We start from the raw sequence: 14509 nt of genomic DNA, 5'->3' as shown, positions 1-14509 counted from the left end.
CCCCACACTCCCAACACTCCCCACTAAGAGTTCCCTGCTTCCTTGTCTGCCATCTCCTCCTTGTCCCCCTTGTCCCCGACCCTGATCCCTGATCCCCGATCCCCGATCCCTACACCAAAAGCGGTCTAAATCCGTGTTTCACCGATACTTGACCAATCTGCTCCATCTTTTCTACGGTAATCTGATTACGTCCCCAAGAGAAGTTCGTATGCAACTTCTCAAATTCCAATAGCATTGATTCTGCAAAACAAGCAAACAACTGCCGTTCTGGAACATCCATATTGACAATTTTCATGATTTTCCAGTCAATATCAAGAGAATGCTCCACAATGCCACCATTGAGAACATACACATCAGGATGCTGGATCTTAGTAGCTAAATTTTTTGGATAGCCACCATCAATCAACAAACAGGGTTTTTTCAACTCTGTCGGATCGATTTCCATACCTTTGGGCATACTAGCAACCCAAACTATAATGTCAGCAACGGGTAAGGCTTCTTCCAAAGCTAAGATTTTTCCCCGTCCTAATTCAGCCTGCAAGTTTGTAAGACGTTCTTGGTTACGAGCAATTAGCAGTAAGTCCTTGACATCTGTTTTTGCGTCTAACCAGCGACAAACAGCACTACCAATATCTCCAGTCGCTCCACATACAGCAACAGTAGCATTCGACAGTTCAATCCCTAATTGTTTTGATGCCTGTTCTACCTGTCTACAAATAATATAAGCGGTGTGTGTATTTCCTGTGGTGAAGCGTTCAAACTCTAGTTCGATGTTGCGGACTTGTTTGAACTGCTCTAAATTAAAATTTTCAAAAATTATCGAGGAAAATCCGCCCAAAGCCGTAATATCTATATCATGCTTTTGAGCAAGAGCCATAGCATTAAGGATTTTACGTGTAGCTGCTTTGATCCGACGGGTTGCCAGCATTTCCGGCAAAAAGCACGATTCTACGTACTTTCCCTCTATTTTCTGACCAGTGATGCTGGTTACAGTGATGTGATCAACAATCTGGGGCGGGGCGCTGCACCAAAAATCTAGACCTTGATCTGCGTACTCCGGATAGCCTAAGTCTCTGGCTACCGCTTGTGCGTGTTCCAAACTAGTAAGATGTCCGATTAGACCAAACATGAACTGTTCTATTAAGCGTATGCTTTTTTAAAAGCGTGGTGGCAGTGGATTTTGGATGAGTGGATTTTAGATTTTGGATCTTGCGAAAACTTTGTACACGCAAAGCGTCTTCCCATTAAGGTGCGGAGATTTTCTCCTAATCAAAGCTTTTCAACAAAGATTTTGGATTTTAGATTTGGAATTTATGACCTAAATTGGAAACAGCAATGGGTCTCGTACCAAAAAAATAATCTTCAATCAGTTATCTAAAATCACAGGGGTTAGTGGAAAAGAAATTACTAACCCTTAAAAATTCTGGATAGTGATTCTACTGGTGGCAGATAAAAGTTAAAAGGTCAATCTAACTCAAAATTTAGACTTTAGATTTTAGATTTGTGATTTTAGATTGAATTGAATCCAAAATCTCAAATTGGCACGGTTAAAGTCTTAACCTTTTTCCTTTTAACTTTTACCTTGGGGTTAGGCAGCTCTAAGTCCGTAGGCGGAAAGACGCATGATATCACGAGTATCGAAGCCAATATTACTTAAAGCTTCACCGTACTGAATCATAAAATCTTCTACCAACGCTTCTTTTTCCATTGCCAGTACTTCGGCATCATCAGCAACTTGGTTGAGCATTTGCCAAACAATAGGAAGATTTTGGCGATTTGCTTCTTCTAATTCAGCTTTTGATTCTTCAAAGTGTTCTTTTAACCAAACTTCTCCAAAATTTAGGTGACTGTATTCATCCTTGACAACACCTTCAGTAATTTTACGGGCAAAGTCATCAGCTACAGGTATATAGATGTTGTATGCTGCGATCGCAAAACATTCAATAATTAAAGATTGAATTAGCAAGCAAGTAACGATTTTGCCTTCTTGTGCTGCTATTTGAAAATTTTGATGCAATTGGGCAAAAAATTGTTTAGCAAACTCCAGATCTGGCGTTACCTGAAGATTGCGTCCACAAGCTTCAAATCCCTTTTTGTGACGACTTTCCATTTTGGAAAGACGAATCAGGTCATCTTTATGTTCACTCAGCAGTTCAGCAAGTTTGAGGTAATTTTCATACGCTTCTTGTTCCCCTTCAATCACGATTGCATTCACCCGACTATAAGCGTCTTTATAGGTTTCGCTTTTGAAATCGATTTCAGGTTGATTTGCTAGCTGCTGCATTGTACGTTCACTCCTGAACATATGATACATTGGATACCAAAATTGTATTTAACCCTATGAAAGTAGGGAAATGGTGATCTCAGGGCGTAAAACACCCAGAGGGTGAATTCCCTGAGGGTATGTGTCAAGTGATGAAATGAGTTATCAGTTACCAGTTACGAGTTGATAACTGAGTAAGTGTTTACTGATTTCATCCTTACATCCTTATTTTTACTCACTGTGGTTTAATTTAACTTAACAAGTCACTATAGTTCTAGATTAGCTGTTGCCGGGAGCGTTAGCCTAGCTCCTGTGCAATCAGGTTTGCTCTAGCAAGAAAAAATAAATGGTTGGATCTTAATTTCGTTCATGTCTAAGCTACTCTGGAATCTTAAATCTTCCTCTGTATGGAGTTTAGGAGTACTTTTGTTAGGGGTCTTGATTGTCTTATTACCCCTTTTTGTTGTTTTATTGACATCTGTTGCACCGTCTGGAACTACTCCCACTCTGTTTCCTCAAAACGGTTGGTCTTTGGCTAACTACCGTGAAGCATGGCAACAAGGTAAATTATTACTGGCATTTGCTAATTCTAGTTTGGTAGCATTGGTTGTCACAGGTTTTCAGATTGTGACTTCTGCATTAGCAGGTTATGCCTTAGCAAGGCTGAAATTTCGCGGAAGACAAGCATTGCTACTGTTTGTGTTAGCAACACTGGTGATTCCGTTTCAATTACTCGTAATTCCCATATTTTTGGTATTAAAATGGGGGCATTTAATTAACACTTACTGGGCTTTGATTTTACCAACAGCAGCCAATGGTTTTGGTATCTTCTTGTTACGGCAATATTTCTTAACAATTCCTGTAGAGTTGGAAGAAGCAGCAGCGATAGACGGAGCCAACCGCTTACAAATCTTGTGGCAAATAATCTTACCTCTAGCACGTCCAGCCTTAGTAACATTGTTTTTGTTCACCTTTATTGGTGAATGGAATGATCTATTTAAGCCGTTAGTATTTACTACAAAACCAGAATTGAGAACTGTACAGCTAGCTTTGGCTGAGTTTCAAGAGCAATTTACCAATAACTGGCCTTTGCTAATGGCAGCAGTCACTATAGCCACTGTACCGATTTTATTGTTATTTTTCCTTGGTCAGCGTCAATTGATTCAAGGTATTGCCACAACAGGAATTAAAAAGTAAATTGATATAATTTTGTATATTTATATTAATTGATACAAAAAATGTATGAAATTGTGCTAACCATACCAGTATTACTAGATATACCGAATTTTAAATTTGAAGGAAGTCGGTGGAAATAAACATAACTGTGTTACGAAAAATAAACATATCTAAAACCTTTACCAATGACAAATGAATATTGTACAGACGCGATGTTCTTCGCATCTGTGCTAATAAGAAATGACGACCTCAACTCTTACCAGACGTGCCATGACACGTCTGGTACATTTGTGCCAACTTAGCTTAATTTTTTATGGGATTAAGGTTTACTTGTCAGCAAATCTCAACAATACCAGAAGGAACTTAGCCTTTCTGGTTTAAACTTTTCCCGACTTACACCCGTCAATGTTTAAGATGATGAACAACTAGTGTGCCTGTACAACTCGGCTAACTAATAAACGAAAATCCCATGAGTAAATCTCCCCAGCAAAATTGTAAATCTTCAATCCTTAGCTTTAGCGTTAACCTTGGCAACAAACGTTTATGGTTGCTGGTGTTGGGTCGTAGTAGCATCGCTTTAGGTGGCATTTTACTAATAGGATTTGTAGGTGGTACTTGGCGGTTGTGGAATTTTATTCAAAAAGATTTAACACCGTTAGTAGAAAAGAATCTTACTAATACACTCAATCGTCCAGTCAACCTTGGAGAAGTTAAAGGATTTTCGTTGACGGGAGTACAATTTGGGGCTTCTAAGATTCCTGCGACACCCACAGATGCAGATCATGTTGTGGTCGAATCTGTAGAAGTTGATTTTGAACCGTTACAGTTAGTTTTTAAGCATCACTTGAAGTTGGATGTCACCCTAGTTAACGCAGACGTTTACGTGGAACAGGATCAACAAGGGCGTTGGCTGACAACCACCATCAAAAAACGAGGTCAGGGCGAATTAATTCAAACAGATTTAGATAAAATACGGTTCCGGAATGCCCAATTGGTATTAGTACCACGCAAGAGAGATATAGAAGACAAGGGGGACAAGGGGGACAAGGGGGACAAGGGGGACAAGGGGAATCTAAATCAAATACTCCCCGCGTCTGGTAATTCCGGTGTCAACCCGTCTTCTCCCCTCTCCTCCCCAGTCTCATTTTCACAAATAAGCGGAACTACCCAACTGTTAGAAAACAACCAAGTAATTAGGTTGGATTTGGCAGGAAAACCAAACAGTGGTGGTAATTTTGGCTTGAAAGGGGATATTCGTCCAAAAACATGGGCTACAAATTTACAAATACGTGGACAAGAGTTGCTAGCCTCTGATGTGACGCGCTTGGTTAAGTTACCACTCTTGCTAGAAGCTGGTCGCGTCAATGGCGACTTGCAGATGCAGTTTCAAATTGGACAAACTCAGCCGCCCATTTTATTTGGTAGCGTTGATTTGCAAACGGTTCAGTTTCAAGTTCCGAAAGTTCCACAACCGTTTTTCAATTCTCAAGGGAAGCTGCGGTTTCAAGGCACAGAAATTAAACTTGACAATGTGATCAGCAGCTACGGCAAAATTCCATTAATAGCTAACGGTATTATTGACACTAAAGCTGGTTACAAATTGGCAGGTCGTGTAAATGGTGTCAATGTCGCTAATGTGCAAGAAACTCTTAAACTCAAATTACCTGTACCTGTAACAGGAGAAGTGCAAGCAGATTTGCAATTTACAGGAAAAACGACCGAACCGATGATTAGAGGTGTTGTTAGCACCAACAAGATAGCTCAGATTGATAAAGTTGATTTTGAAAGTGCAAGTGGTAAGTTTGAGTTTGCACCAAAAGATGAAGTGATTGTCTTTAAAGACATTCAAGGTAAAGCTAAAGTTGGTGGTGAAGTTATCGGTATCGGCAAAGTTGAGTTGGGGACAGTTCCTCGTTTGGATTTTAATTTATCTGCGAAGAATGTTCCTGGTGATGCGATCGCTCTTCTCTACAACTCTCAACCAACTATTAAAGTCGGTACTGTCTCTGGTACAGCCCAGATGACTGGTAATACCGACAATGTGCAAACAACAGTCCAATTCCAAGCCCCCCAAGCCCAATATCCAGCTACAGGTGAAGTTGTAGTCAATAGCGATCGCACTCTCAATTTCCGTAATCTTAGTTTTAGTGTCGCTGGTGGTAAAGTTCAAGCTGTTGGTAGTTGGAATAATCAGAATTGGCAAGGAGTGGCTGATGCTACTGGTGTACAAGTAGAACCTTTTGTCAACCCCAAACAACTAGAAAATATTAATCTTGATGATGCCCGCTTTAACGGTCGTCTGTTTCTCTCTGGTGGTTCCGCACCCTGGAAACTGGTTAATATTCGCACCGAGAATGCCAAAGTTAAAGTCGCAAATGGCACGGTAGCAGTTTCTAATATTCAGCTAGGGGAAAATAGTTTTTCTGCCCAACTAGTAGCGGATGGTGTGAGGTTGGCGCGTTTGCTGAAAAAACCAGCCCCCGCCTTAAAACCAGCATTAGAAACTGCGATGGGGGGTACGTTCCAAATATCGGGTAATACAAATAATTTTGACCTCAAAACCCTCCGTGGCAATGGTTCAGCCAGTTTAGCTGTTAGCAGTGGTACAGTAACTGCTACAAATATTCAAGTCGCTAACGGTCGCTATCAGGCACAATTGCAAGCAAAAAACGCTCCGCTACAAGAATTAACACCAATAATTACGCAATTCCACGGTCTAACAACTGGTCAGTTCAACGTTGCTGGTTCTGTAGAATCTTTTGAAGCAGAGACAATTCAAGCTCAAGGTCAAGCAAAACTTAATGTTGCTAATGGCACATTGACAGCCACAAACATCCAAGTCGCTAACGGTCGCTATCAGACTGTAGTGAATGCGGCGGGTGTGGCATTAAATCGGTTTCAGCAGCAGCTAGAGGGTGAATTTGGCGGTAAAGCCCAAGTGAGCGGGAATTTGGCAAGTTCTAACTTCGCAGATGTACGCGCAACAGGTAAAGTAAGCTTTTCTCAAGGTCTAGGGGGAATTGATCGACCACTAACTGCGGTTGTTGGCTGGGATGGAGAAAAGTTGCTCGTTGAACGAGCAACAGCCCCTGGGTTAAATGCCAGTGGTTACATATTAGCCAATACAAATCAAGGTAGCATACCGGAAATTACGGAGTTAAATCTTGATGTCCAAGCCCAAGATTACAATCTGCAAAAGTTGTCTTTAATGTTGCCGGAATATTTAGATTTGGCTGGAAAAGCTGATTTTAATGGACAAATAACTGGTAATTTACCTGTACCAAATTTGGTAGGAAAACTAGCGCTGCGAGATTTAAAGGTTAATAAATTGGCTTTTGAGTCAGAGTTAAATGGTAACATTCAATCAGTGGTAGGACGTGGTGTAAATTTGGATGTTAATGGCAAGCGTGACAAAATTGCTCTCAATCTTGATGCCAATGATCGTCCTAATTCCTTCACAGTAAAATGGCAACAAGCTTTGGCAACGGGTCAAGCACAGGGTGAAAATTTAATGACAAAAGTCGAAAATTTTCCCTTGAAAGTATTAAATTTGCCAGTACCTGCGAATAGTTACTTGGGTAAAGGAGAAGTAGCAGGTTCACTGAGTGGAGATTTTCAGATTAATCAAAACACATTAGCAGTAGTTGGGAATGCAGCGATCGCACAACCACAAGTTGGTAGAATTAAAGGCGATCGCCTACAAGCTCAATTCCGTTATGAAGCTGATAAGGTAAGCTTAACCGATAGCGCTTTTATTAAAGGTAACAGTCGCTATGCTTTTACTGGTGAGTTTACACCCACAACGACAACTCCTCAAATCAAAGGCAAACTCAATATTAGCCAAGGTGAAATTCAAGATATATTAACAACACTCCAGTTTTTTGAACTACAAGATTTTCAACGCTTAACATCTACGCCAACCTACGGTAGTGCTAGTGACCTCAACACCGTGTCAGTAGGATTTGCAGATCAACCTGTATTAGATCAAATCCGACGCTTTTCCGAAATTAAAGCACTCATCGTCCAACAGCAACAACAACGGCGTGACGCTTCCTTAGTACCAGATTTAGCAGACTTACAAGGAACTTTTAACGGTGAAATTAATCTTGATACTGCGACAGCAAACGGACTAGTAGCTGACTTTAAGTTAGACGGTCAAAACTTTGTTTGGGGACGCAAAAGCGAACCCAATCGGAGATATACAGTAGATCAAATCATAGCTCGCGGTAATTTTGAAAACGGTGTTCTCAGGTTATTACCTTTACGTTTGGAATCTGAAGATAAACTGCTTGCTTTTACAGGTAACATTGGCGGTGCAGAACAATCTGGCCAGCTACGGGTAAAAAATTTCCCTCTGGAGATTTTAAGTAATTATGTGAATTTACCTGTGGGTGCAACAGGTAATATCAACGCTACAGCAACATTAGCAGGTAGTATCAAAAATCCCCAAGCCAAAGGAGAATTGCAAGTTACACAAGGAACCCTGAATCGAAAAGGTATAGAATCGGCTGCTGCTAGTTTTAGCTATAACGATGGACGCTTAAATTTTGGTAGTAAACTCATGATTGCTGGTTCTGAACCTGTTACCATTACGGGGAATATTCCTGCTAAACTGCCTTTTGCTACCGCAGCACCAGATAGTAATCAAATCAATCTGGATGTACAGGTGAAAAACCAAGGTCTAGCAATTTTAAACTTGTTTACCGATCAAGTGACTTTTGAAAACGGAGAAGGACAAGTCAATCTGACTGTACGCGGTACAGCAAAAGAGCCAATAGTCAATGGTATTGTCGCTGTTAAAAATGCGACTTTTTCCGCGCAGGCTTTACCAGAAAAATTAACTGATGTCACAGGAAAGGCCCAGTTTGATTTTGACCGGATTAGAGTTGAAAACCTCTACGGCAATTTTAGTCAGGGTAATGTGGTAGCTAAAGGAGAAATTCCCATTTTCATTAACTCACAAAAACAAATAGATAATCCCTTTACTGTGTCTTTGAATAAATTAGCAGTGAATTTGAAGGGACGCTATCAAGGAGGAGTTAGTGGAAATTTACAGATTACTGGTTCTGCTTTAAGTCCAGTCATTGGCGGTAATCTGAAATTAGCTGATGGTCAGGTTCTAATTACAGAATCAGCTAACAACGCCATGAATGCAGGAAACAATGGTCAAGAAATTACTTATGCCAAAACAAATAAGCCAGAAAAATCTGAAAATAACAATACAGTCACGCGATTTAATGACTTAGAGTTGGTATTAGGCAAAAATGTAGAAATTGCCTTACCACCAATTCTTAGTTTCGGTGCTACTGGTTCTTTGAAAGTCAATGGTTCACTTAATAATCCAGAACCAGAAGGAACTATTCGCCTACGGGGTGGAGATGTAAATTTATTTACTACTCAATTTAACCTCGCTCGTGGTTATGAAAATAAAGCGACTTTTAGAAGGAATCAAAACCCTGATTTAGACATTCGCCTCTTTGCTAAGGTCTTAGATGTCAATCCTTCCCAAGTAACAACCTCACCCTTTTCTTCTGAAATCAGTGATGAAATCATTACATCTTTTGAACCTGTAAATACAGTCCGTGTCGAAGCCAGAATTGATGGGCCAGCTAACCAACTCAACCAAAATCTTGAACTCACCAGCAATCCTCCCCGCAATCAAACAGAATTAGTTGCTTTACTTGGGGGTGGTTTTGTACAAACATTGGGACGTGGCGATAGTACTTTAGGACTTGTAAATTTAGCAGGTTCGGCTTTGAATCTTCAACGAACTTTCAATCAAATCGGAAACGCTTTTGGTTTAAGTGAACTACGTGTATTCCCCACTATCGCTTCCGATGATCCTGATAATCCACAAGAAACAAAGAGAAACTTTTCAATGAATTTAGCTGCGGAAGCAGGAATTGACGTTTCGCGCAATATTTCTTTTTCTGCTCTCAAAGTTCTAACCAATGACGAACCACTGCAATTTGGTTTGAATTACCGTTTTAATTCAGAATTACGTCTGCGTACTTCCACTGATTTATCTGGTGATACTCAGGCAGTATTTGAGTATGAAAATAGGTTTTAAATCGTTAAGGATCGGGGATTGGGGAAGGTAGGGGTCCCCTTTGGGGAACTCACTGTTAAGAGTTGCTTTTTCCTGTTTTGAATTTTTTTAATATTTTCTTAAGAATCTACTTGACTTTTGATCAAAAACTAAATAATCTAAAATGTATAAAATTCAGTTCTATTAGCGACAGGCACACGTTAATACAACTAACCCATGGGCAAAGGCTTGTGTCTCCTGCCAAAGTCCAGCACTGCAAAAGTTCACGTGACTATCAGATTTTTTTAGTTGCACTGTTTAAATTTTCACTCTAGTGAGTGCTTTGTGTTGAGCTTCCTGTATACATGAGCTTGTTTGCAGTGTGCTACTGTCCACCCTTAATTGTAATTACTCCCATCAGTAACTTTTCGTGTCGCGACACATATTTTGAATTGCGATCGCGCTCTAATATAAAATTTTTAGTTGGTCTAGTAGGAGTCTGCTAGACCTGATTTTTTTAGCGAAAGATATGATTTACAGCATTAGTTGATACATAAACTACACTGATGGGAAAAGTATCTTATAATTACATGTTTTCAATCAATACACTGTATGATTTTTTAAATATTTTTTAGGTTTTTCTTGGAACAGCAAATGATTATTCGCCATGCGACAGAAGCTGATTTGCCAAAGGTAGTGGCAATTTACAACGCCGCAGTTCCCGGCCGCATGGCAACTGCTGATTTAGAACCAGTGTCTGTGGAAAGTCGTCGTACTTGGTTTAGTGCGCGCACGCCCTCAAAAAGTCCCCTTTGGGTAATCGAAGTTGAGGGCGTTGTGGCTGGATGGATCAGTTTACAATGTTTTTACGGGCGACCAGCCTATCACGCGACTGCTGAGGTTAGTATTTACATTGCTCCTACGTATCATCGCCACGGTTTAGGAAAACAGCTACTAACTCAAGCAATTAACCAAAGTCCGAGCTTAGGCATCAAAAACTTAGTCTGTTTTATTTTTGCCCATAATCATCCCAGTTTAAAATTATTTGAAAAATTTGGCTTTGAAAATTGGGGATACTTACCCAAGGTTGCAGAATTAGATAGTGTAGAGCGGGATTTAGTAATTATGGGACGATGTATTTAACATTGTCATTTGTCATTTGTCATTTGTCATTTGTTTTTCTCGCTTCCCTTGTCTCCCTTGTCTCCCTTGTCTCCCGTGTCCTCGACGTTTCGCCTTCCCTCATTGCGGCGTTTGGCTCGGCTTGATATTTTTGTCTTTGTAGAAAGTTTCTAAGCTGTCGCTATCGCCTACAAAACGCCAATGCCAAGGTTCATAACTGACGCCTTGAGGATTATTTTTGGGAAAGGACATCTCAAAGCCAAAACGAGCAGCATTTGTTTGTAGCCATTGAAAAGCTTTGGTATTTTCAAAGTTCTCATTTAAGTTAGTGGCTGGTACTGCTCCATCCCCAATATCCACAGCGTAACCTGTATGATGCTCACTATGACCAGGAGGAGCACTTAAAGCCGCTCTCTGGGCTGGGGTTTGATTGCGCTGAGAACTGACTTTAAAAAATAATTGTTCTTGCTCTTGAACTGAACGAAAACCAGAAATCGGTGTCAAAGTTACACCAGCATTCCTAGCTGCGGCTACCATTTCCTGATATTTTTGGGCGGCTACTTTTCGCATTTTTTGCCGTCCATCCGCGGAAATTGGTACTAGTTCTGATTCTGATGCTTCTTCGTATACTAAATGTCCAAGAATTTCATTGGTATTATTGTTTTGTGTGGTTGCAGGAGTTGAATTAGTAGTCGAAGGCTGAGAAACTGGATTTTTTTTCGGTGCAGTCGAGGCGAATAAAAAACCACTAATTATAGCCAGCACAGCAAAACCAATTAATCCCGCAATTCCCAAAACCAAGAGGGACAGGCGCCTCCTGGGTACTATATCAGGAGTATCGCGTAAAGCTGCTGGAATATCTTCACCAGACAGAGGTGATGAGTTTCGCGGTTTTCCAGAAAACTCAGCGTTCTTCAAGGGTTAACTCCTGCTTTTGTCGAGTATTCATAACAGATTTTGACACTCCTTTGGCGAAAGCGCAAAGGATTATGGCGATCGCATAACCGACCGATAAATCCACCTACTGAGGTTATTTGCCCTTGTGAGTAGGAGTACTGTTAAGCATTGTAGCTTTTTTATATAAAACAGAGTTGTCACAACAGATTTGGATTTCAGATGCGATCGCTCAAACCACCTCCTTACAAGAGGGTTACTAGAAACACAACAAGCATTTATTAAATACTTATTGAAAGTCTAGTTGCTGCATGAAAGCTTTTTACACCGTAGAAGATTTGCTAGTATAGGATTCTTCGCCTAAAGTACTGGATACGTCGCCTTTAGATTGTCCCTTATGGGCTTTTTGCTTCGATCACTGTAAAACTTGCACTTGTTCTCCTGGAGAAATTAATGTTTGCCCCACTGATAGCACAGCTAAAGCATTAGTTTGGGCAAGATTAATTAAATTGCCAGAACTTTGACTTCCACGAGCTGGCTGAAACTCGTAAATTCCATTTTGTAAATCTAATTTGCCCCAAACATAAGTTTCCCACTTACCATTAGATTGTAATTCTTGACGGGTGAAGGCTTTGATAAATTTTGGTTGCCAACCTTCTACTAGTCCAGAAAGTTTTTTGATACTTGGTTGTACAAATCGCCTGAATGTTACCAGTGCTGAAGCTGGATTTCCTGGTAAACCGAAGTAAATCACTTGATTTCTAAATGTGGCAACAGTGAGGGGTTTACCGGGTTTCATGGCCACGGCTTGAATATGAATTTTTCCTTCTAAAGACTTGACAATTTGCTCAACATAGTCATGCTCTCCCACAGAAACACCGCCAGAAGAAATTACTATATCAGCGTTGGATACTGCATAGGCGATCGCTTTTTCTAAGGCAGCTGGTTCATCTGGGACTATGCCTAAAATTAGTGGTTCTCCCCCACTCTGCCTAACTAAAGCTGCTAAAGCATACTGGTTAGAATCGACGATTTGCCCTGGTTGCAGGGGTTGATCTGGAGCTACTAGTTCATTACCTGTAGAAAAAATTGCTACTCGTGGTCGGCGATAAACACTGACTTGTGGAGACTGGGCAGTTGCTAAGACAGCAATTTCTGACCCATGTAGCATAATTCCTGGTGGTAATAATTGTGTCCCAGCTTGATAGTAAGCTGCACGCTGTCTGACAAATTCTTGTGGTTTTGTGGGTGGTGTCAGGATGAGTACACGATTTTCCTCTCGCTGTGTATATTCCTGCATGATCACTGTATCAGCACCTGCTGGCATTACCGCACCTGTGAAAATCCGTGCTGCTTGCCCTTTTTGGATGGTAGATTGGGGCTGATATCCGGCGGGTATTTCTTCAATGATTTCTAAAATAGCTGGCTGTTGTTGAGTAGCTTGCTGGACATCAGCGTAACGTACTGCGTAACCATCCATCGCAGAATTATCCCAATGGGGAAAGTCCAACTGACTCGTAACCACAGAAGCAAGAATACGACTATCCGCTGCGAACAAATCGACAATTTCTGTATCGTACTGATTGTTCAGAGGTTGTACCAAATTAAAGATAATTGCTTCTGCTTCGCAGACTGACATCATTAGGGATAGTTCCAACTAAATAGGGTTTAGTGAAAAAGTAATAAAAAAGCCAACTTGAGAACTGACATAGCAAGGTGATCACCAAGCTTAAAAACAAGTAATTTAACCCTTGGAACAAGAGTGGCTTTTAGCGATAAATCAGCAGTTTTTTGCTTGTAGTGGTCTAGCATCAGCTATTCACATCTATTTCTGGCCAAAGTCGTTCTAATTGGCGTCGCCAAGCAGCTAAAGTTTCTTCTCTTCCTTGTGGAGTTTGGTTTTCATCTCCCATTAATCCTTCGGCGTAGAAGCGTTCCAGATTTTGCATTGTGGATTGGAGGGATTGCCCTTGTAGTTTTGCTGCTATAATTACCTGGCGGATGCGGCTTTCTACTAGTCGATTAAAGACATCATCTAAACCTGCTGTGTATAAAGCAACGAGTCTAGCGATCGCATCTCGAAAATCTTCTACAACTAGACTGTTGCAGTTATGTTGAAATACACCCCAAATTACACCTTGCTGTAAGGCATAGTGTACTTGTTGAGTATCATCAAAGTTTGCTTCTAAAAACTGTTCAAAAAAAGGTTGAGCTTGTTGTGCTGGTACGATTGGTATCATAATTCGCAACCAGCTTTGATCGTCGCAAAGCAGTACCAGTAGACGAAAGGTAGAAGTTTCTACTTGCCAAGAATCGGATGCGATCGCCTTAACATCTGCTTCCCCAAATAGTTCTGTCAGCGTCGCTGCAATTTCTAAAGGTGTCATAGTGTTTTTTTTGATCCACCCTCTAGACTAGCGCAGCTTTGGTATTAATTGAGTGTTGGGGAATTGGAAATAGAAGGGGAGAAGGAGGACAAAAAAGACAAGGAGGAGAATTTGGTCAATGCTGTGTTTGTAAACCATACTTGACGATCAGCAAACAATTTCTCCCATCTGCACTACGTTCGTAGACGACATGATCAACCAGACGTCGCAGCAGAAACCATCCATACCCACCAACTTGTAGAGTACCTGGTTCTGGTTCGGCGATCGCATCCGGATTAAAAGGTTTACCATAATCCCAAATTCTAATTTCTAGTCGATCCATCCATAGAGATACATCTATATCAATTGCTGTTTCCGGGGGAAGAGTATGATGAGCATGGCGAACAGCATTAGTAAAACCTTCTGCTAACGCCAGGTTCAGGCGATAAAGTTGACCTTCTGACCAATCAAGTTTAGATAAATGTTGTAGACAGAATTGCTCAAACCACTGTTGCACTCGGTTTAGAAGCTTGAGTTCGCTTTTCACAGTCAGATGGTCTTGCTGCACTATGCTAAACATTGACCTTGACATGTTGGTGTATGGGTGAAAAATGTTTGTAAGTAGATCAGCATAAACATGTTTTGTTGTTTGTTGTTGGA

At 40.8% G+C, this 14509-nt stretch carries 9 protein-coding genes; 3 read left to right on the top strand and 6 right to left on the bottom strand.

The features are described from left to right. Window positions 1-109: 109 nt before the first annotated feature. A complete protein-coding gene (locus B4U84_RS18175; RefSeq protein ID WP_017310528.1) occupies window positions 110-1129 on the bottom strand; it encodes a long-chain acyl-[acyl-carrier-protein] reductase in 1020 nt (339 codons plus the stop codon). 459 nt (window positions 1130-1588) lie between these two features. Next, window positions 1589-2284 (bottom strand): aldehyde oxygenase (deformylating), encoded by a 696-nt coding sequence (locus tag B4U84_RS18170; protein WP_131119889.1) that lies wholly within the window; start codon window positions 2282-2284, stop codon window positions 1589-1591. Window positions 2285-2632: 348 nt separating this feature from the next. On the opposite strand from B4U84_RS18170, the gene B4U84_RS18165 reads away from it, so the two are divergent. From B4U84_RS18165 to B4U84_RS18155, 3 genes are all read left to right on the top strand, one after another. Continuing rightward, on the top strand, window positions 2633-3460 hold the full coding sequence (locus B4U84_RS18165; RefSeq protein ID WP_017310526.1) for a carbohydrate ABC transporter permease: 828 nt from the start codon (window positions 2633-2635) through the stop codon (window positions 3458-3460). Window positions 3461-3908: 448 nt separating this feature from the next. After that, window positions 3909-9509, top strand: a complete 5601-nt coding sequence (locus B4U84_RS18160; RefSeq protein WP_131119887.1) for a translocation/assembly module TamB domain-containing protein — start codon at window positions 3909-3911, stop codon at window positions 9507-9509. A 612-nt stretch (window positions 9510-10121) separates the two neighbouring features. After that, window positions 10122-10610, top strand: coding sequence for a GNAT family N-acetyltransferase (locus B4U84_RS18155; protein ID WP_131119884.1), 489 nt, complete (start codon window positions 10122-10124; stop codon window positions 10608-10610). 99 nt (window positions 10611-10709) lie between these two features. Here the strand turns inward: B4U84_RS18155 and B4U84_RS18150 are convergent, their stop codons facing one another. The 4 genes from B4U84_RS18150 to B4U84_RS18135 form a co-directional block, all read right to left on the bottom strand. Then, window positions 10710-11507, bottom strand: coding sequence for a M15 family metallopeptidase (locus tag B4U84_RS18150; RefSeq protein WP_131119882.1), 798 nt, complete (start codon window positions 11505-11507; stop codon window positions 10710-10712). A gap of 391 nt (window positions 11508-11898) precedes the next feature. Next, window positions 11899-13125, bottom strand: a complete 1227-nt coding sequence (locus tag B4U84_RS18145) for a molybdopterin molybdotransferase MoeA (RefSeq protein WP_131119880.1) — start codon at window positions 13123-13125, stop codon at window positions 11899-11901. A gap of 169 nt (window positions 13126-13294) precedes the next feature. Next, window positions 13295-13870 (bottom strand): hypothetical protein, encoded by a 576-nt coding sequence (locus tag B4U84_RS18140; protein ID WP_017310520.1) that lies wholly within the window; start codon window positions 13868-13870, stop codon window positions 13295-13297. A 115-nt stretch (window positions 13871-13985) separates the two neighbouring features. Continuing rightward, a complete protein-coding gene (locus B4U84_RS18135) occupies window positions 13986-14429 on the bottom strand; it encodes an ATP-binding protein (RefSeq protein ID WP_017310519.1) in 444 nt (147 codons plus the stop codon). Window positions 14430-14509 lie beyond the last annotated feature (80 nt).

Source organism: Westiellopsis prolifica IICB1 (assembly GCF_004323185.1).
Taxonomy (GTDB): Bacteria; Cyanobacteriota; Cyanobacteriia; order Cyanobacteriales; family Nostocaceae; genus Pelatocladus; species Pelatocladus prolificus_A.
Note: the sequence above shows the minus strand (reverse complement) of the source record. Positions and strands in the feature narration are given on the sequence as shown.